The sequence below is a fragment of the Micromonospora sp. NPDC023644 genome (assembly GCF_040640115.1).
Lineage (GTDB): Bacteria > Actinomycetota > Actinomycetes > Mycobacteriales > Micromonosporaceae > Micromonospora.
On the sequence record NZ_JBFABA010000020.1, the window covers coordinates 1 to 17,698 of the forward strand.

At 75.4% G+C, this 17,698-nt stretch carries 16 protein-coding genes; 10 read left to right on the plus strand and 6 right to left on the minus strand.

Annotated features, from left to right (window positions below):
- The first annotated feature begins 173 nt into the window (after positions 1-173).
- Positions 174-1,061 (plus strand): TerC family protein, encoded by an 888-nt coding sequence (locus AB0G08_RS16690; RefSeq protein ID WP_358088445.1) that lies wholly within the window; start codon positions 174-176, stop codon positions 1,059-1,061.
- A 35-nt stretch (positions 1,062-1,096) separates the two neighbouring features.
- Here the strand turns inward: AB0G08_RS16690 and AB0G08_RS16695 are convergent, their stop codons facing one another.
- Positions 1,097-1,825, minus strand: a complete 729-nt coding sequence (locus AB0G08_RS16695) for a helical backbone metal receptor (protein ID WP_358088234.1) — start codon at positions 1,823-1,825, stop codon at positions 1,097-1,099.
- 144 nt (positions 1,826-1,969) lie between these two features.
- Here AB0G08_RS16695 and AB0G08_RS16700 point away from each other — a divergent pair, with 144 nt between their 5' ends.
- On the plus strand, positions 1,970-2,839 hold the full coding sequence (locus AB0G08_RS16700) for a phytanoyl-CoA dioxygenase family protein (RefSeq protein ID WP_358088237.1): 870 nt from the start codon (positions 1,970-1,972) through the stop codon (positions 2,837-2,839).
- Positions 2,840-2,850: 11 nt separating this feature from the next.
- On the opposite strand, the gene AB0G08_RS16705 is transcribed toward AB0G08_RS16700, so the two are convergent.
- On the minus strand, positions 2,851-3,417 hold the full coding sequence (locus AB0G08_RS16705; protein ID WP_358088240.1) for a GNAT family N-acetyltransferase: 567 nt from the start codon (positions 3,415-3,417) through the stop codon (positions 2,851-2,853).
- 157 nt (positions 3,418-3,574) lie between these two features.
- On the opposite strand from AB0G08_RS16705, the gene AB0G08_RS16710 reads away from it, so the two are divergent.
- Entirely contained in the window at positions 3,575-4,459 is an 885-nt protein-coding gene (locus tag AB0G08_RS16710) for a hypothetical protein (RefSeq protein ID WP_358088243.1), read from the plus strand.
- 654 nt (positions 4,460-5,113) lie between these two features.
- Here AB0G08_RS16710 and AB0G08_RS16715 read toward each other — a convergent pair.
- Complete coding sequence (locus AB0G08_RS16715) at positions 5,114-5,461, minus strand: Lsr2 family protein (RefSeq protein ID WP_350927678.1); 348 nt, start codon at positions 5,459-5,461, stop codon at positions 5,114-5,116.
- 137 nt (positions 5,462-5,598) lie between these two features.
- The gene (locus tag AB0G08_RS16720; RefSeq protein ID WP_358088246.1) at positions 5,599-6,240 is read right to left on the minus strand and encodes a response regulator transcription factor; all 642 of its coding nucleotides are present in this window, start codon (positions 6,238-6,240) and stop codon (positions 5,599-5,601) included.
- Positions 6,241-6,305: 65 nt separating this feature from the next.
- Here AB0G08_RS16720 and AB0G08_RS16725 point away from each other — a divergent pair, with 65 nt between their 5' ends.
- The 5 genes from AB0G08_RS16725 to lon all read left to right on the plus strand — a co-directional run bounded on the left by AB0G08_RS16725 (position 6,306) and on the right by lon (position 11,819).
- Positions 6,306-7,037, plus strand: coding sequence for a HAMP domain-containing sensor histidine kinase (locus AB0G08_RS16725; protein ID WP_358088249.1), 732 nt, complete (start codon positions 6,306-6,308; stop codon positions 7,035-7,037).
- Between the two features lie 86 nt (positions 7,038-7,123).
- The gene (locus AB0G08_RS16730; RefSeq protein ID WP_357882513.1) at positions 7,124-7,993 is read left to right on the plus strand and encodes a manganese catalase family protein; all 870 of its coding nucleotides are present in this window, start codon (positions 7,124-7,126) and stop codon (positions 7,991-7,993) included.
- A 69-nt stretch (positions 7,994-8,062) separates the two neighbouring features.
- Positions 8,063-9,169 carry a putative manganese transporter gene (locus AB0G08_RS16735; RefSeq protein ID WP_358088252.1) on the plus strand — a complete coding sequence of 369 codons (1,107 nt, stop codon included), beginning with the start codon at positions 8,063-8,065 and terminating at the stop codon, positions 9,167-9,169.
- A 23-nt stretch (positions 9,170-9,192) separates the two neighbouring features.
- Entirely contained in the window at positions 9,193-9,450 is a 258-nt protein-coding gene (locus tag AB0G08_RS16740; RefSeq protein WP_358088255.1) for a hypothetical protein, read from the plus strand.
- Positions 9,451-9,488: 38 nt separating this feature from the next.
- On the plus strand, positions 9,489-11,819 hold the full coding sequence (gene lon / locus AB0G08_RS16745) for an endopeptidase La (protein WP_358088257.1): 2,331 nt from the start codon (positions 9,489-9,491) through the stop codon (positions 11,817-11,819).
- Between the two features lie 87 nt (positions 11,820-11,906).
- Here the strand turns inward: lon and AB0G08_RS16750 are convergent, their stop codons facing one another.
- Entirely contained in the window at positions 11,907-13,703 is a 1,797-nt protein-coding gene (locus tag AB0G08_RS16750; RefSeq protein WP_358088260.1) for a DEAD/DEAH box helicase, read from the minus strand.
- A 113-nt stretch (positions 13,704-13,816) separates the two neighbouring features.
- On the opposite strand from AB0G08_RS16750, the gene AB0G08_RS16755 reads away from it, so the two are divergent.
- Complete coding sequence (locus tag AB0G08_RS16755) at positions 13,817-14,371, plus strand: 2'-5' RNA ligase family protein (protein ID WP_358088262.1); 555 nt, start codon at positions 13,817-13,819, stop codon at positions 14,369-14,371.
- 49 nt (positions 14,372-14,420) lie between these two features.
- On the opposite strand, the gene AB0G08_RS16760 is transcribed toward AB0G08_RS16755, so the two are convergent.
- A complete protein-coding gene (locus tag AB0G08_RS16760; RefSeq protein WP_358088265.1) occupies positions 14,421-16,640 on the minus strand; it encodes a family 43 glycosylhydrolase in 2,220 nt (739 codons plus the stop codon).
- A 134-nt stretch (positions 16,641-16,774) separates the two neighbouring features.
- Here AB0G08_RS16760 and AB0G08_RS16765 point away from each other — a divergent pair, with 134 nt between their 5' ends.
- Positions 16,775-17,524 carry a winged helix-turn-helix domain-containing protein gene (locus tag AB0G08_RS16765; protein WP_358088268.1) on the plus strand — a complete coding sequence of 250 codons (750 nt, stop codon included), beginning with the start codon at positions 16,775-16,777 and terminating at the stop codon, positions 17,522-17,524.
- Positions 17,525-17,698: the final 174 nt, after the last annotated feature.

The window sequence follows — 17,698 nt, forward strand, 5'->3', positions numbered from 1 at the left end:
GGGGGGGGGGGGGGGGGGCCCCGCGCCGCAGGTCACCGGGCGCACCCGCGCCGGCCGCGCCGCGCGTCGGGAGCGGAGCCGCCGTCGGGGGATGCGGAGGACGCCGGGTGGACGAGGCGACGTTCGCGGCGCCCCTCTGGGCCTGGGCGGCGGTGGGCGCGGTCATCGCCGTCATGCTCGCGGTGGACATACTCTCCCACCGCGACAACCACGTGATCGAACTGCGCGAGGCGCTGCTGTGGAGCGGCATCTGGATCGCGGCGGGGCTCACCTTCGGCCTGGTGATCTGGCTGTGGCGGGGCGGCGAGCCGGCCGTGGCGTACTTCTCCGGCTACCTGCTGGAGAAGGCGCTCTCCGTCGACAACGTCTTCGTCTTCGCGCTGCTGTTCGGGTACTTCCGGGTGCCCGCCGCGTACCAGCACAAGGTGCTCTTCTGGGGGGTCGTCGGCGCGCTCGCGTTCCGGCTGGCCTTCATCTTCGCCGGCGCGGAGCTGCTGGAGCGGCTGGCCTGGGCCGGCGTCGTGCTCGGCGCCTTCCTGATCTGGACGGGGTGGCGACTCGCGGTACGCGGCGAGCCGGACGTCGACCCCGACCGCAACGTCGCGGTCCGGGCGTTTCGGCGGCTGGTGCCCACGGAGCCCGGCTACCACGGCGGCCGGTTCACCGTCCGGGTCGGCGGCCGGCGTCGGGCCACGCTGCTGCTGGTGGCGCTGGTCGCGATCGAGGCCACCGACGTGGTCTTCGCGATCGACTCGGTGGCGGCCATCCTGGCCATCACCACCGACACGTTCCTCGTCTGGACGGCGACCGCGTTCGCCGTGCTCGGCCTGCGCAGCCTGTACTTCTGCCTGGCCGGGCTGCTGCGGCACTTCGGCTACCTGCGGTACGGGCTGGCCGTGCTGCTGGCCTTCGCCGGGGTGAAACTGATCCTGGCCGAGACGCCGGTCGGGAAGCTGCCGGTCTGGTTGACCCTCGCGGTGGTGGTGCTGACGCTGTCGATCGCGATCGGGTGGAGCGTTTTCGACGCCCGTCGGGAGCGGCGCCGGCGCGCGGGCGGCTGACCGCGCGTCCACCGGTCGCGGCCGGGCCGCGGCGCTCAGCCCGCCCGCACGACCGGGTCGGCGAGCTGGGCGCAGAGCACGGCGGGCGCTTCGGCGAGCGACGGGCCGTACCAGGTCAGGTGCCTGCCGGAGAGCAGCGCGCAGGGGGTGCCGGGGAATGCCTCCGGCCCGTCGTCGGCGGTGAAGCGGTACGGCTCGTCGGGCAGCACCACCAGCTCCGGCGCGCGGGCGCGCAGCTCGTCGAGGATCGGCCGGGGATAGCGCTCGACGTCGTCGGCGTACACGTTGGTCACGCCGAGCCGGCGCAGCACGTCGCCGGCGAAGGTGTCGGCGCCGAGCACCACCCACGGCCGCCGCCAGACCGGCACCACCGCCCGGCGGTACGGCGGGGCCGTGGGCAGCGCGGACCACGCCCGGCGGGCCGCGGCGAGCCAGTCGGGTTCGCCCGGGGCGCCCAGGTCGCGGAGCAGGTCCGCCAGCTCGGTCAGCGCCTCGTCGACGGTACGCGGGTAGGTCACCCGCACCGGCACGCCGGCGGCGGCCAGCGCGTCGGCGTCCTCCCGGCGGTTCTCCTCGACGTTGAGCAGGACCAGGTCGGGCCGCAGCGCGAGCACCCGGTCCAGGTCGGGGTACTTGCTCCCGCCGACCCGCGCGACGTCGAGCCCGGCGGGGTGGGTGCACCAGTCGGTGGCGCCGACCAGCAGACCCGGCAGGGTCAGGGCGACGGCCTCGGTCAGCGACGGCACCAGCGACACGACCCGCACCCCGCGCACCTCCCCGGTTCAGTGCGCCGACCGCCGGCGCACCGGTCGATCATGCCCCGACCCGTGGCGCGGCTCGCGGCCCGGGCGACCCTTGCGACGTCTCTACAACGTTGTAATACTCGGCTGGTCCCGTCAGGAGGTTCGATGAGGTCCCACTCCACCGCGCCCGCGCCGCGCGCCGACCAGCCCGCCGCCCCCGTCGAGGAGGAGGTGCCCCTGGAGGCGCTCGGCGACCTCTACCGGGACGGCATCACCGCGTGCCGGGGCGCCTTCGCCGTGGACTGGGTGGAGCGCGTCGGCGAGGACGTCGACGCCGCGTTCCGGGAGGCCCGCTCCCGGCCCGACGGCGCGGTCGGCCGCGGCCCACAGCGGTGGTACGTGGAGATCCACCCCGAGCAGCTGCGCGGGTTCGTCGACCTGGTGACCCACCCCTGGGTGGCCGCGGTGTGCCGGGCCGTGCTCGGCCCCGACTACCAGATCGTCGAGCTCGGGTTCGACATCCCGTTCCCCGGCGCGGTCATGCAGCCGTGGCACCGGGACTTCCCGATGCCGGAGGACACCCGCCGGCAGCGGCGGCTGACCTCGCTGGCCTTCAACCTGACCACCGTCGACACGGTGGAGGAGATGGGCCCGTTCGAGATCGCCCCGGGCACCCAGTGGGACGACGGGCGGGACTTCGACCACCAGATGTTCCCGCCCAGGGAGCGCTACCCCCGCTACGAGCAACGGGCGGTCCGCAAGTACCCGCAGCGCGGCGACATCTCCGCCCGCTCCGCGCTGACCATCCACCGCGGCACGCCGAACGTCTCCGCCCTGTCCCGGCCGGTGCTGGTGCTCGGCGTCGACGCGCCGGGAGCGGGCAACGCCGACCACCACGACATGGCGGTCACCCGGGGGTACTGGGAGAGCCTGCCCGAGCAGGTGCGCGCGCACCTGTCCTGCCCGGTGGTCGACGCCCTGACGCCGATCCGGCAGAAGCACACCATCGAGGGCCTGGTGATGGGCGCGGAGTAGCCCCGGGGCGGCTAGTGGGTGGTGGGGCGCAGCCAGCGCTGCCGGGTCAGCGCGTACTCCACCTCGCCGTGCTCCGCGCCGTCGATCATCTCCGGCCAGTCCCCGACGTACGTCCGCACGAGCCGCAGCCCGGCCTTCTCCATGACCGAACGCGAGGCGGCGTTGACGGTCATCGTGTTCGCGGTGACCCGCTGCACGCCGAGCTCGGTGAAGCCCTTGTCGATCAACGCCCGGCAGCCCTCGGTGGCGAGACCGACCCCCCAGGCGGCCCGGCGCAGCCGGTAGCCCAGCTCCACCTCCCGGGCGTCGCCGTCGCGGGTCGGGCGGAACTCGAACCAGCCCAGGAAGTCGCCCGACTCCCGGCCCAGCGCCGCCCACCACCCCAGCCCCGGCGGACGCCGGTAGTGGGCGAGGATCCGGGGCAGGACGCGCTCCCGGACGGCCTCGGGCGGGGTGGGGCGCCCGCCGGTGAGGTACCGCATCACCTCGGGGTCGCCGTCCAGCTCGACGAGCAGGTCGGCGTCGTCGGGGGTGAACTCGCGCAGCACCAGCCGCGGGGTGCTCAGGAAGACGCTCACCCGCCCATCCCACCGGCGCGGGCGGGGGGGCCTCAAACGAATTCCGGCCGTGCGGTCCGAGGGGCACCGCCACCGAGCCGGTCATGATCGACGGCCTAGACTCGCCCCGGCCGACGAGTCGGCCTCCGATCGGCGGCGGGACGGACGGATCAGGCGGATGACGAGCACCGGTGGTGGGGACGACTCCTGGCTGCGGGCGGTTGCCGGCGACGGCGGGCGCGGCCCGCTGCTCGCCCGGGACGGCCAGCTCGTGCACGGCCCCCGCCGGCTCGGCGAGTTGGTGCACGGGCGTCCGCCGGGCGTCACCGGCAACCAGTGGAGCACGGCCCTGCGGGAGGGCTACGACCTCGTCGTCTGCGCCGCCGACACGGCCCGGCCGGTGTTCGCCGTCGAGATCGGCCCCGTCGCGCCCCCCGGCTCCGCCGGGCAGCGGGTCGAGCGGCTGAAGAACGCGGTCGCCGAGGCGGTCGGCCTGGCGGTGCTGCGGATCGGGTCGCCAACGCTGCGCGCCGATGCCCACGGGCGCCGGATCGTGGCGTACGTGATCGACGCGCGCGGGTACGCGGCCCTCGGCGCGGGAGAGGCCGACGACGCCGACGTGCCCCCGGTCGGCTTCCGCGACATCCTCGGCCGGCTGCCCGACGGGCGCACCGGTCACGTCAACGACCTCGGCGCCCTGGCCCGGGCCGCCGCCGTCGAGGCGTACGTGGCGCGGCGGCTGGTCGACCCGATCGTGCGCGGGTTGCACGTGCGCTGGGCCGGCGGGCCGGCCGAGGGGTGGAGCTGGGTGCGGGTGCGCCCCGGCGCCTGCCTCGTGGAGCGGGTGACGGTGCACGAGCAGCGCGTCTCCGCGGGGGTGGATCCGGGGCGGCTGGCCGAGGACCTGGCGGCGGTGGCCGTCGGCGAGCGGATGCGCGCGCTGGACGCGGCCGAGCCGGTGCTCACGCCCCGGGACGAGTTGCTGGCCGAGATCCGGCGGCTGGAGTCCCGGCAGGGCGAGATGACGGACGGCTTCGCGTTCGTCCACCTCTGCGCGGACTGACCCGCCCCGCCTCGGCACCTGACCGCCCGCGTGCCCGACGCACCCCGCCGGCCCGACGCACCCCGCCGGTCCGACGCGCCCCGCCGGTCCGACGCGCCCCGCCGGTCCGACGCGCCCCGCCGGTCCGCGACGCTCCCGCCGAGCACGCTCCCCGCCGCGCTGCCGGCCTCGTGCGACCCGATCGCCATCCCGGCGTACGCGGGGCTGAGGCCGCGTAGCGACACCGGGTGGACGCCGAGGCGGATGGCGACGAAACTGCCCAGCCGCTTGATCAGAATGGCCGTCCAGGGGTGCCAGAAGGTGCGGGGCGACCGCCGGCCGTCTGGCTCCACCAGCGCGTCGTCCGCCACCTCCGAGATCGCACCGGTAATGCCCGACAAATCTGTCGGTCATTACGCTCGGGAAGTGCCACGAACCCCGGTCGCGGCGGTGTGATCGTGGTGATGATCACGCCGGAGGGGACGGGGTGCGGCCGGTTGTCGGCCGGCGGCCCGACGAGGCGCCGATGGCCGAAGCGGCGAATGGGTCGGGCCGAGAATGTTCCCGCGACCGGGTGCCGGTCGTGCGAATGGACGGCCGTGGGAAAAGACCGGCGGGGCCGCGCTGATTCCTCAGCGTGACCCCGCACGAGCCCGAGCGTGAGCCCGGTGCCGGTCAGCGGTTCTTGTACGCCTCGACGACCTCGACCGGGATGCGGCCACGCTCGGAAATCTTGTAGCCGTTCTTGGTGGCCCATTCCCGGATGGCCCGGTTCTGCTCCCGGTCCATTCCCGAGCCGCCCGGCGTGCCCGCCCGGCGGGGCGCCCGCCCGGTGTCGACGGATCCGCGACCGATCCGCCGGCCAGCGTTGATGTACGGGTCGAGGGCCTTACGGAGCACGCCCGCGTTCTCGTCGGAGACGTCGATGGTGTAGGCCACTCCGTCCAGACTGAACTCGACGGTCCGGTCGGCCTTTCCACCGTCGAGGTCGTCGGTCAGGACCGTGATTACTTTTCTCGCCATCGTCAATTACTCCCTGTGTGGGGCGGGGTGTGGTCAAAGTTTGACGTATCCCACGGCGAATCCGCAACAATGCGCGTCGTCCTCATTTCGGCGGGTCGCGTTATCGCGGGAAAACGGCTCGGCGCAAAGCCCGGGGTTCAGTCGCCGAGCAGACCGGCGTGCCCGGCGAGCGCCGCCGCCTCGGCCCGGGTGGAGACCCGCAACTTCCGCAGCAGCGCGGCCGTCATCCGCTTCACGGTGCGTTCCGAGACGTGCATCCGTTCGGCGATCTCGAGAGTGCTGCGGCCCGCCGCGATGGCCCGCAGCATGGCCCGTTCCTCGTCGTCGAGGTCGACCGGGGCCGCCCGGCCGGGACGCAGCAGCGCGCGCAGCAGGTGCCCCGGCAGCACCGCCCAGCCGTCGAGGACGGCCAGCAGCGGGGGCAGCAGCTCCTCCGGCTCGGCGGTCTTCGGCAGGTACCCCTCAGCGCCGGCGCGCAGCGCCTCCAGGGCGGGAGCCGGGTCCTCCGCGCCCGACATGGCCACCACCCGCACCCGGGGCGTGGTGCGCCGGATCGCCGCCACCGCCCGGACCCCGCCCGGCGGCGGCATGTGCAGGTCGACCAGCGCCAGGTCGGGCAGGCAGCGGCTGACCAGCGAGGCGGCGGCCGACGCGTCGCCGGTGGAGCCCACCACCGCCGCCCGCCCGTCGGTCGTGGCCGGCAGCAGCAGTTCCAGCCCGCGGACGAACAGCGGGTGGTCGTCCACGACGGCCAACCGGACGACGGGGGGAGCGGGCATGTCTGGGCCGTTCCCGAGCGGGTACCGATCATGCGGCCGTGGGCCGAACGAGGGAGGTCGGGCGGATGCGCGGACGGCACGGGGGGCGGGGACCGCTGCGGGTGCTCCGGTGGGCGGGGCCCGAACCCGGTCCGGCCGACCCGGCGGCCCTGGACACCGACCCGGAACTGCTGCTGCGCGTGCTCTGCCACGAGTTCCGCACCCCGGTCAGCGCCCTCACCTCGCTCACCCGGGCGCTCGCCGACGACCGGCTTCCGCTCACCGGCGACGACCGGCGTGCCATCACCGCGCTGGCCCACGAGCAGGCCGTACACCTGCAGGGCCTGCTGCGCGACGCGGCCGCCGGCACCGGGGCCCTCGCGCCGGCGGCGGACCCGACGGCGCCGCTGGCGGAGATCCTGCGCGGCGCGGCGGCCCTGGTGCCCTCGCACCGCCGGCTGACCGGGGTGACCCGACGGGCCGGGGCGTGCCTGGTGCCGCGGCGCCGGACCCGGCAGGTGGTGACCAACCTGGTGGAGAACGCGCTGCGGCACGGCCCGGCCGAGGGCCGGATCGGCATCCACGCCGCGCTCGGCCGCGCCGGCCTGCGCATCGTCGTCACCGACGAGGGGCGGATCGACCCGACCCTCGTCGAGGCGCTCTGCCGGCCCGCTCCCGCCCCCGGGCCCTGCGGGCTCGGGCTGTGGATCGTCCGGCGGCTGCTCGCCGCCGACGGCGGGCGCCTGCGCCTGCACCGGCTGCGCCCGCGCGGGGTGGCCCTCGAGGTGGTGCTGCCCGCGTCCCCGGCGACAGGTTGACCCCGCCGGGCCGCCGGTTGGCCCGATGGGGCCGGCCGTCGCGGGAACCGCCTCGGTGACAGCCCGACCGGCACCGAGGAGGACACGTGTTCAGCCACATCAAGGACCTGCAGTTCGAGGCCAAGCCGGACGGCCCGGACGCCGCGTTCGCGCGCCGGCTCCAGGAGATCCTGGGCGGCAAGTGGGGCGAGATGACCGTCGCCAACCAGTACCTCTACCAGGGCTGGAACTGCCGCCTGCCGGGCAAGTACAAGGACCTCTTCCTCGACGTCGGCACCGAGGAGATGGGCCACGTCGAGATGATCGCCACGATGATCACCCGGCTGCTGGAGAACGCGCCGCTGTCGTTGCAGGAGGCCGCCGCCGACAACCCGATGGTGGGGGCGATCTACGGCGGGTCCAACCCGGCGCACTTCATCCACGGCGGCGGCGGCGCCCTGCCGGCCGACAGCAACGGCGTGCCCTGGAACGGCGCCTTCATCACCGCCAGCGGCAACCTGATGGCCGACTTCCAGCTCAACGTCACCGCCGAGGCGCAGGGCCGGCTCCAGGTGGCCCGGCTGTTCAACATGACCGACGACCCCGGGGTCAAGAACATGCTGCGCTTCCTGCTGGCCCGCGACACCATGCACCAGAACATGTGGATGGCGGCCATCGAGCAGCTCAAGGAGGACGGCCTGGAGGAGATGCCGGTGCCGGACGCGTTCCCCGACTCCAAGGAGTTCACCGAGAAGTTCAGCTACACGTACCTGGACTTCTCGCCGGGCACCGACGCGTCGGAGGGGCGCTGGGCGTCCGGGCCGGCGCCCGACGGCAAGGGCGAGTTCCGCTACGACCACAGCCCGCGCGCGCACGCGCCCGAGCCGGTCCTGCCGCCCGGCGACCCGCGGCTCTACGGCACGAACCCGGGCCTCGCCAAGGGCGCCGTCAACAAGGTCAAGAGCAAGCTCACCTGACGTCGTCGCGCCGGGCCGTCCGCGAGCGGCGGACGGCCCGGGCGGCCCCGTACCCGCCGGAGGTGTGCCGTGACCGAACTCGTGCTCCGCCCGCTCGCGGACGCGTTCATGCAGGTGGGTGTCTACGTCGCCGTCATGGTGGCCCTCTTCGGCTGGCTGCGCTGGCGCCACGGCGACCGGGTCACCGACGGGCTCACCAGCCGGCCCCGGCTCGGTCCGCTGGTCGGCGCCCTGCTCGGGGTCAGCCCCGGCTGCGGCGGGGCGATCATCCTGATGCCGCTGTACGCCCGGGGGAAGGTCTCCTTCGGCACCGTGGTCGCCGCCCTGGCGGCCACCATGGGGGACTCGTCGTGGGTGGTGCTCGCCTGGAATCCCGTGTTCGCCCTGAAGATCCACGCGCTGCTCTTCGCGGTCGGCCTCGTGACCGGGTACGTCGTCGACGCGCTCGGCATCGACCCGGCCCGCGCGGCCGACCGCCGGGTCGCCGCCGCGCCCGCGCCGGTCGGCCCGGCCGCCGCGGGCGGACTGGACCTCGCCGGGTCGCGGCGGCTGCTCGGCGGGCTGCTGCCCCGCGTGCCGGCGTCCACGGCGTTCTGGGGGCTGACCACGCCGGCGTTCGCGGTGTCGGTGCCGGTGGTCTTCCAGCTGGTCGACCCGGGCGCGCTGACGCGGTCCCTCGGGGGCGTCGACCCGTACCTGGCGCTGGGGGTGCTCGGCTCGCTGACCGCGGCGCTGATCTTCGCCGGGGGGCGCGGGAAGCTGGCCGACGACAGCCTGGAGACGGCGCAGCCCCGGTCGCTGCGGGAGATGCTGCGGCACAGCGCGCACGAGGCGTCCTTCGTCACCGTCTGGGTCGCCGTGGCGTACCTGGCCTGGCAGGTGGTGACCACGACGACCGGCTTCGACGGCTCGCAGCTCGCCCTCACCGGGCTCGTCGGCGTGCTGGTCGGCGCGGGCATCGGCCTCATCCCCGGCTGCGCGGTGCAGATCGTCTTCACCGGCCTCTACGTCAGCGGCGGCCTGCCGCTGCCCACCCTGGTCGCCAACGCGATCAGCCAGGACGGCGACGCGCTGATTCCGCTCGCCGCGCTGCGCCGGCACTCGGCGGCGCTCGCCACCGTCGTCACCACCGTCCCGGCGGCGGCCGTCGGCGCCGCCCTGCTCGTCCTGCTCTGACCCCGTACGAAGGGAGAGACCCGATGCCCGTCGCGATCCCGATCGCCCGCGCCCGGCGCAAGCTCGTCGTCTTCGCCGTGCTGACCGGCCTCGCCGCGCTGGCCGGCCTGCCCGGCTGGACCGTCGCCGCGCTGGCGCTGACCTGCCTGGCGATCCCGCTCGCCGTGGCGGCGGCCGGGGGCGCCGCACTGGCGCGTGAGCTGCTGCGTCCGACGCGCGGCGCGGCGGCGCCGAGTGGCCTGGGTCACAACCCGGAACAAGGGGAACGCTTTGTTACTTGAGTTGGACACGCTCAACTCAACGCGATAGCAGGTGTTCGATGGCAACTCTTCCGGTACTTCCCCTGACCGACGCCGTGCTCCTGCCCGGCATGGTGATCCCGGTGACCCTCGACCCGACCACCCAGGCCGCCGTCGACGCGGCCCGCGCCACCGGCGAGGGCAAGCTGCTCGCCGTGCCCCGCCTCGACGGCGAGTACGGCCCCGTCGGCGCGGTCGCCACCATCGAGAAGGTCGGCCGGCTGCCCAGCGGCGAACCGGCCGCCGTGCTGCGCGGCCTGTCCCGCGCCCGGATCGGCTCGGGCGTGCCCGGGCCCGGCGCGGCGCTCTGGGTCGAGGCGACCGAACTCGACGAACCCGCTCCCGCCGGCCGCGCCCGCGAGCTCGCCCGCGAGTACCGCGCCCTGATGACGTCCGTGCTCCAGCAGCGCGGCGCCTGGCAGGTCATCGACGCGATCGAGCGGATGACCGACCTCTCCGAGCTGGCCGACTCGGCCGGCTACGTCTCCTGGCTCAGCCTGGCCCAGAAGACCGAGCTGCTCGCCGCGCCGGACGTCACCGCCCGGCTGGAACTGCTCGTCGGCTGGGTGAAGGACCACCTGGCCGAGCAGGAGATCGCCGAGCAGATCAGCACCGACGTCCGCGAGGGACTGGAGAAGTCCCAGCGGGAGTTCCTGCTCCGTCAGCAGCTCTCCGCCATCCGCAAGGAACTCGGCGAGGACGAGCCGGACGGCTCCGCCGACTACCGGGCCCGCGTCGAGGCCGCCGACCTGCCCGACAAGGTCCGCGAGGCGGCCCTGCGCGAGGTCGGCAAGCTGGAGCGGGCCAGCGACGCCTCCCCGGAGGCGGGCTGGATCCGCACCTGGCTCGACACGGTGCTGGAGATGCCGTGGGGCACCCGTACCGAGGACAACACGGACCTGGCCGCGGCCCGCGCCGTGCTCGACGCCGACCACGCCGGCCTGGCCGACGTGAAGGACCGCATCCTGGAGTACCTCGCCGTGCGCAACCGGCGGGCCGAGCGCAACCTCGGCGTCGTCGGCGGCCGGGGCTCCGGCGCGGTGCTCGCCCTCGCCGGCCCGCCCGGCGTCGGCAAGACCAGCCTCGGCGAGTCGATCGCCCACGCGCTCGGCCGCAACTTCGTGCGGGTCTCCCTCGGCGGCGTGCGCGACGAGGCCGAGATCCGCGGCCACCGGCGCACCTACGTCGGCGCGCTGCCCGGCCGGATCGTGCGCGCCCTGCGCGAGGCCGGCTCGATGAACCCGGTCGTGCTCCTCGACGAGGTCGACAAGCTCGCCGCCGGCTACTCCGGCGACCCGGCCGCCGCCCTGCTCGAGGTGCTCGACCCGGCGCAGAACCACACCTTCCGCGACCACTACCTCGAGGTGGACCTCGACCTGTCCGACGTGCTCTTCCTGGCCACCGCCAACGTGGTGGAGGCCATCCCCGGCCCGCTGCTGGACCGGATGGAGCTGGTCACCCTCGACGGGTACACGGAGGAGGAGAAGGTCGCCATCGCCCGGGACCACCTGCTGCCCCGGCAGCGGGAGCGGGCCGGGCTCACCGCCGAGGAGGTCGCCGTCGCCGACGACGCCCTCGCCCGGATCGCGGGCGAGTACACCCGCGAGGCCGGCGTACGGCAGCTCGAACGCTCCCTGGCGAAGATCCTCCGCAAGGTCGCGGTGGCCCTGGCGACCGACCCGGCACCCGTCCGCGTCGACACCGGCAACCTCGCCACCTACCTCGGGCGGCCGAAGTTCACGCCGGAGTCGGCGGAACGCACGGCCGTGCCCGGCGTCGCCACCGGCCTGGCGGTCACCGGAGCCGGGGGCGACGTGCTCTTCATCGAGGCCACCAGCATGGAGGGCGAGCCGGGGCTGACGCTGACCGGCCAGCTCGGCGACGTGATGAAGGAGTCGGCGCACATCGCGCTGTCGTACCTGCGCTCCAACGGGCGCCGGCTCGGGCTGGACCCGAACGCCCTCGCCGGGCGGCGGATCCACCTGCACGTGCCGGCGGGCGCGGTGCCCAAGGACGGCCCCAGCGCGGGCATCACCATGGTGACCGCCCTGGCGTCGCTGGCCAGCGGCCGGCCGGTGCGGCCCGAGTTCGGGATGACCGGCGAGGTGACCCTCTCCGGCCGGGTACTGCCCATCGGCGGGGTCAAGCAGAAGCTGCTCGCCGCCCACCGGGCCGGCCTGACCGAGGTGATCATCCCGGCCCGCAACGAGCCGGACCTGGACGACCTGCCCGCCGAGGTCCGGGAGGCGCTGACCGTGCACACCCTGGCCGACGTCGCCGACGTGCTCGCCCTGGCGCTGCGCCCGGCCGACGCCGACACCCGCCCGGATCCGGCGCTGGCCGCCGCCTGAGGCGTCGAGGAAGGGGCCCCTGCCGCCTGGCAGGGGCCCCTTCCTCCGTCGGGGGCGTGGGCAGGGAAGGCCCTCGCCCGCACCGTCCTAGCGGCGGTCGCGCCGGTCGAAGTCGCGGTCGCGGCGCTCGCGCCGGTCGGCCCCGTCGAAGCGGTCGCCGCCGCCGCCGTCGCCGTCACGGTCTCGGCGTACGGTCGCCTTGCGGCCCTTGATGGTGCTGCCCCGTAGCCCGGCGATCACCTCGTCGGCGACGCTCTGGGGCACCTCCACCAGCGAGAACCGGTCGGCGATCTCGATCGAGCCGATGTCCCGGCCGCTGACCCCGGTCTCGCCGGTGATCGCGCCCACCAGGTCCTGCGGCCGGACCCCGGCGCGCCGGCCCAGCCCGATGAAGACCTGGGTGGTGCCGCCGGTACGGGGCCGGGCGCCGCCACGCCGCTCGCCCCGGCCGCCGGTCTCGGGCCGCCCCTCGCGCGGGCCCCGGACGGGGACCTGGGGGATCTCCTCCTCGTCGTCCGAGCCGGGCGACGTCGCCTCGTGCGCCAGCTTGACCGCCGCGAGGGCCACCTCCACCAGGTCGAACTCGTCGGTCAACGACTCCACGATCGCCCGGTACGGGTCGAGGTCGTCCTCGAGCAGGCTCTCCCGCAGGGCGCCCTGGGTCAGCTCCAACCGCCGGGTGCGCATGTCCGCCACCGTCGGGATCTTGTCGATGGCGATCCGCTGGCCGGTGACCCGCTCGATGGTCTTGAGCATCCGGTGCTCGCGCGGCTCGGCGAGGGTGATCGCCACGCCCTCCCGCCCGGCCCGGCCGACCCGGCCGATGCGGTGCACGTACGACTCGGGAGCCGACGGCACGTCGTAGTTGACCACGTGGGTGAGCTGCTCGACGTCCAGGCCGCGGGCCGCCACGTCGGTGGCCACCAGCAGGTCCGCGGTGCCCGTGCGCAGCCGGCCCATCACCCGGTCGCGCTGCTCCTGGCTCATCCCGCCGTGCAGCGCCTCGGCCCGGTAGCCCCGGCCGTTCATGGTCTCGGTGAGCCGGTCGACCTCCTCGCGGCTGCGGCAGAAGACGATCGCGGCGGTGGGGGACTCGACGTCCAGCACCCGCCCCAGCGCCGCCGGCTTGTGCGCCCGGGCGACGATGTACGCGCTCTGCCGCACCCGGGGTGCCTCGCCGGCCACCTGCTGTTCGCGGGCGATGAGGATGCGTACCGGGTCGGTCAGGTGCTTGCGGGCCAGCCCGTCGATGCGCGCCGGCATCGTCGCCGAGAAGAGCACCGTCTGCCGCTGTGCCGGCGCGTGCTCCAGGATCGCCTCGATGTCCTCGGCGAAGCCCATGTCGAGCATCTCGTCGGCCTCGTCGAGCACCACCGTGGCCAGCGAGCCCAGGTCGAGCGTGCCCCGGGCGATGTGGTCGAGCGCGCGGCCCGGGGTGGCGACCACGACGTCGACCCCGAGGTCGAGGGCGCGCAGCTGCCGGCCGATCGGCTGCCCGCCGTAAATGGGCAGCACCCGCGCGCCCAGGTCCTTGCCGTAGCGGTGGAACGCCTCGGAGACCTGCACCGCGAGCTCGCGGGTGGGCACCAGCACGAGCGCCACCGGGGCGCCGCCGGGCCGGTCGTCGGGCATCCGCTGCAACAGCGGCAGCGCGAAGGCGGCCGTCTTGCCCGTGCCCGTCGCGGCCTGACCCAGCAGGTCCCGACCGGCCAGCAGGGGCGGGATAGCCTCCCGCTGGATCGGGGTGGGCTCCTCGTAGCCCAGGGCGGACAGCGCGCCCAGCAACTCGGCGCGCAGCCCGAGATCCGCGAAGGCGCTCGTGTCGTCGAGGGCGTCGGGGCCGGGCTCGGTGGGCGGGTCGTGCCGTACGGGTGCGGAACTCATGCCGTCAAGCTTTTCATCACCGCCGCGACGCCGTTTCGCCGACCGGCACAACGGCCACCCGCGCGGGGCCGGCGGGCGCCCGTCGCCCTGCTCCGGCGGGCTAGCCTGACGGCGTGCGTACGGTCGAACTGGTCTGCTCGCCCGACCTGGAGGCCGCGTTGCGCGGCGCCTGGGAGCGGCTGGCCGCGGTGGGGCTGCCCAGCCTGGCCCGCAACGCCCACCCGACCAACCGGCCGCACCTGACCCTCGCCGCCGTCGACGGGTTCCCGCCCGGCGCCCGGCAGCGGCTGGCCGCCCTGCTCGACGCGGCGTTGCCGCTGCCGGTGCGGCTGGACCGGATCGCGGTGCTCGACGGCAGCGCGCCGCTGGTGTGGCTGGTGCACCCGTCGCCGGAGCTGACCGCACTGCACGCGTCGGTCTGGGACGTCCTCGCCGGGGCGCCCGGACAGCGCCCCTGGCACGCGCCGGGGCGCTGGCAGCCGCACCTGAGCCTGGCGCTGCGCTTCCGCGACGCCGACCGCCGGCTGGCCCGGGCGGTGGCAGGCGTCGACCGCCCCGACGGTGCCTTCGTCGCCGGGCGCAGCTACGACGGGCAGACCCGCACGGTCAGCCCGCTCGGCGGCGCCGACCCGGTGGGGGTGCCGGGCCGGCCGCCGCGGGGCGCCTGAGACACGCTCGGGCCCCCGCCGTGTCCGGCGGGGGCCCGAGCGCGGGGGTTCAGCGGTGGAAGCGCAGGTAGTCGAAGTGCGCGGTGACCGCCGGGTCGGCGCCGCCGTGCGCGACCAGCCCGATCCGGGGGGTGGTGTCGGCCGGGAAGGTCCACACCCCGCCCCACGTCCAGTTCCGCCCGTCCCGGCTGGAGCCGGCCCGGAACTCGTGCTCGCCGGTCTCCGGGTCGACCCGGTGCGCCAGCCGCAGCCAGGTGGTGGTCGCCGGGGTGCCGACGATGTTGCCCCCGTAGACCGGCTGGCCGGCGAAGGGCAGCTCGTAGCCGTACTCCACCTGCCGGGTGTTCCAGATGGCGACCTGCGCCAGCCGGGCGAACCGGTCGTCGTCGACGTAGGCGACCAGCCCGGCCTGCTGGTAGTTGCGGACGGTCTCCTCGCCGAGGTCCAGGGTCAACTTCGTCTCCACGACGTAGTCGCCGCCGGGCGCGTCGCGCAGCAGCACGCCGGCGGTGTTGCCGGTACCGGTCAGGTCGGCGCCCTGCACAGGCCAGCGCAGCGCCCCGCCGGACACGGTGGCCGCCGGGTCCTGCCGGACCCACCGCCACGCCGGGTCCAGCCCGCCGGTGAACTCGTCGGAGAACGCGGGCAGCAGGCGGCCCGCCCGCGGCTCGGCCACGGCGTGACGGACCGGGCGGTGCAGCCGGGCGACGCTGACGTTGTCGAACCCGGCGGCCCCGCCGGTCGCGGTGAGCGTGAGCCGCCCGGCCACCGGCCGCGCCAGCGGCAGCGACACCACCGCCAGCTGGTCGCCGAGCCGGGCCGGGCTCAGCTCGGCCACCAGGTGCCGGCCGCGTACCTCGACGGCGAGGTGGTGCCCGGCCGCGGCGTCGAAGCCGGCGGGCAGCGGCGCGCTTGCGGTGCGGTCGCCGTCGCGGGCGACCAGCCGGCCGGCGGCGGCGTCCACCCGCACCGAGACCCGGTCGCCGAGCGTGACCCCGGCCGCCCCGGTGGCGGGAAGCCGCAGGTCGGCCTCCGCCCGCACGTCCCCGCCCACGGTCGTACGGCTGGTCAGCGCGCCGCTGCCGGTGAGCCGGCCGTCGGCGACCCGCCATTCCCCGGCGCCGCGTCGCCAGCCGGCCAGCCCGGCGTCGAAGCGCTCGTCGATCCGCGCGGTGGTGACCGGTGCGGGTCGGGCGCCCTCGGAGGGGCCGGCACCGGCGTTCACCGTCGGCCAGCCGTCGATCCAGTCGAGGCGGTCCAGCAGCATCGGTCGCTCGTTGATGCCGAACGGCTCGTCCAGGTACGGGTCGGCCCGGTCGATCGCGTGGTAGACGATCCAGTCCTGGCCGGAGAGGTCGGTGAGGAAGCCGTTGTGGCCGGTGCCGATCCACCGGTTGCCGTTCTGGGTGAGCACGGGCGTGCCGCCGGCCCGGGAGGCGGTCAGCGCGATGCCGTCGCGGTCGACGAACGGCCCGCGCGGGTCGCGGGAGCGGCCGACGTGGACGGAGTAGCCGGTGGCCGGGCCGGCGCAGCAGTTGGCCGTGGAGGCGAACAGGTAGTACCAGCCGTCGTGGCGCACCACGTGGCTGCCCTCGAACTTGTTGTCGATGGCGACCGGCGTGGGCGTGCCGACCGCGCGCAGCCCGTCGGGGGAGAGCTCGGTCACCGAGATCCCGCCGTAGTAGCTGCCGTGGTAGAGGTAGTGGCGGCCGTCGACGTCGGTGAACTGGCTCGGGTCGATGGTCCACAGCCAGCCGCCACCACCGCCGGGCCGCGGCGCGACCACGGGCTCCTCGGCGAAGGTCCACGGGCCGGTCGGGGTGGGCGCGGTGGCCGCGCCGACGGCGAAGTCACCGCCGTCGGGGGAGACGGTCGTGTCGGTGACAGTCACGTACATGACCCAGCGGTTGCCGATGCGGCGCACGTCGGGGGCCCAGAAGCCGGCGCCGGGCGCCGCGTACGACGGGCGCTGGTCGGCGCCGAAGGCGTCCCCGACGTACGTCCAGTCGACCAGGTCGGCCGAGCGGGCGGTGGGAACCCGGTGGAACGTCCCCTCGCCCTCGCGCAGCGGGTCGGTGGTGCCGTACGCGTACCAGAAACCGTCCTCACCACGGACGATCACGGGGTCGGCGAAGGTGTCGGCGAACCCGGCCGAGACGGGGTTGCGGTAGCGGGGCTCGGGTGCGGCGGCGGCCGGCGCGGACGCCGTCGCGGCCAGGACCAGACCGGCGACGGCGGCGAGCGCCCCGGCGCGGCGGAGATGTCCCATCAGACCTGCCTCGGGTGCGAGAGATGTCGACCAGGATCGGTGCGTGTCCGTTTCTACAACGTTGGATACAACGTTGTAAAGACGTGGCGACCCTTCGGCGCCGGCCGCAGGGTGCCCGTGCCAGCATGGAGTCCGTGACCACCCCCGCGCCGGACGGCCGGGCCCTCGCCCGGCTCGCCGCCCTGCTCGCCGACGACACCCGGGCCCGCATCTGCCTGGCCCTGCTCGACGGCCGGGCGTGGACGGCGGGGGAGCTGGCCCGGCTCGCCGGGGTGGCCCCGTCCACCGCCAGCGACCACCTCACCCGCCTGGTCGGGGGCGGGCTGTTGGTCGAGCAACGGCAGGGACGACACCGCTACGTCCAGCTCGCCGGCCCCTCGGCGGCCCAGTTGGTCGAGGATCTGGCCGGCTACGCGCCCGGGCGGTCCGAGCCGGCCCGCTCGCTGCGCGCCGCCCGTGCCGGCGCTGCCCTGGCGTACGCCCGCACCTGCTACGACCACCTGGCCGGGCACCTCGGGGTGCTGCTGCGCGACAGGCTGCTCGCGCGCGGGCTGCTCGACGGCGCCGGCGGGTCGGCGCTCACCTCGGCCGGGCGAGGCTGGTTGGCTGAGCTGGGGGTGCCGATCGCGCCGCTGCGGGCCGCCCGCCGTCCCCTGGTGCGCGACTGCCTGGACTGGACCGAGCGCCGGCCGCACCTGGCCGGCGCGTTGGGCGCGGCGCTGTGCGCCCGCTTCTTCGAGGCGGGCTGGCTGACCCGCGGCGGCGGACGGGAGGTCCGGCTGACCCCGGACGGTGCTCCGGCGCTGGCCGCCGCACTCGGTCTCGCCCCGGCCGACCTCGCGCCGCCCGCGACCGCGCCGGACCGCGGAAGCGGTCGCGCCTGACTCGGTCGCGCCTGATCCGGTCGCGCCTGATCCGGTCGCGCCTGATCCGGTCGCGCCTGACTCGGCCGCGCCTCGTTTGCCCCGTGCGGCGCCTTCGGACCTCGTTTCTCGAGACGGTTCGCATTCCCTCGAAACGGCTCGGACCTCGTTCCTTGAGGCGGACGGCGAGGGAGC

Bases quoted from the DNA above. Each gene is read 5' to 3' on its own strand.
- AB0G08_RS16690 (WP_358088445.1), top strand. From the start codon at position 174: ATGCTCGCGGTGGACATACTCTCCCACCGCGACAACCACGTGATCGAA.
- AB0G08_RS16700 (WP_358088237.1), top strand. From the start codon at position 1,970: ATGAGGTCCCACTCCACCGCGCCCGCGCCGCGCGCCGACCAGCCCGCC.
- AB0G08_RS16710 (WP_358088243.1), top strand. From the start codon at position 3,575: ATGACGAGCACCGGTGGTGGGGACGACTCCTGGCTGCGGGCGGTTGCC.
- AB0G08_RS16715 (WP_350927678.1), bottom strand. From the start codon at position 5,461: ATGGCGAGAAAAGTAATCACGGTCCTGACCGACGACCTCGACGGTGGA.
- AB0G08_RS16720 (WP_358088246.1), bottom strand. From the start codon at position 6,240: ATGCCCGCTCCCCCCGTCGTCCGGTTGGCCGTCGTGGACGACCACCCG.
- AB0G08_RS16725 (WP_358088249.1), top strand. From the start codon at position 6,306: ATGCGCGGACGGCACGGGGGGCGGGGACCGCTGCGGGTGCTCCGGTGG.
- AB0G08_RS16740 (WP_358088255.1), top strand. From the start codon at position 9,193: ATGCCCGTCGCGATCCCGATCGCCCGCGCCCGGCGCAAGCTCGTCGTC.
- lon (WP_358088257.1), top strand. From the start codon at position 9,489: ATGGCAACTCTTCCGGTACTTCCCCTGACCGACGCCGTGCTCCTGCCC.
- AB0G08_RS16750 (WP_358088260.1), bottom strand. From the start codon at position 13,703: ATGAGTTCCGCACCCGTACGGCACGACCCGCCCACCGAGCCCGGCCCC.
- AB0G08_RS16760 (WP_358088265.1), bottom strand. From the start codon at position 16,640: ATGGGACATCTCCGCCGCGCCGGGGCGCTCGCCGCCGTCGCCGGTCTG.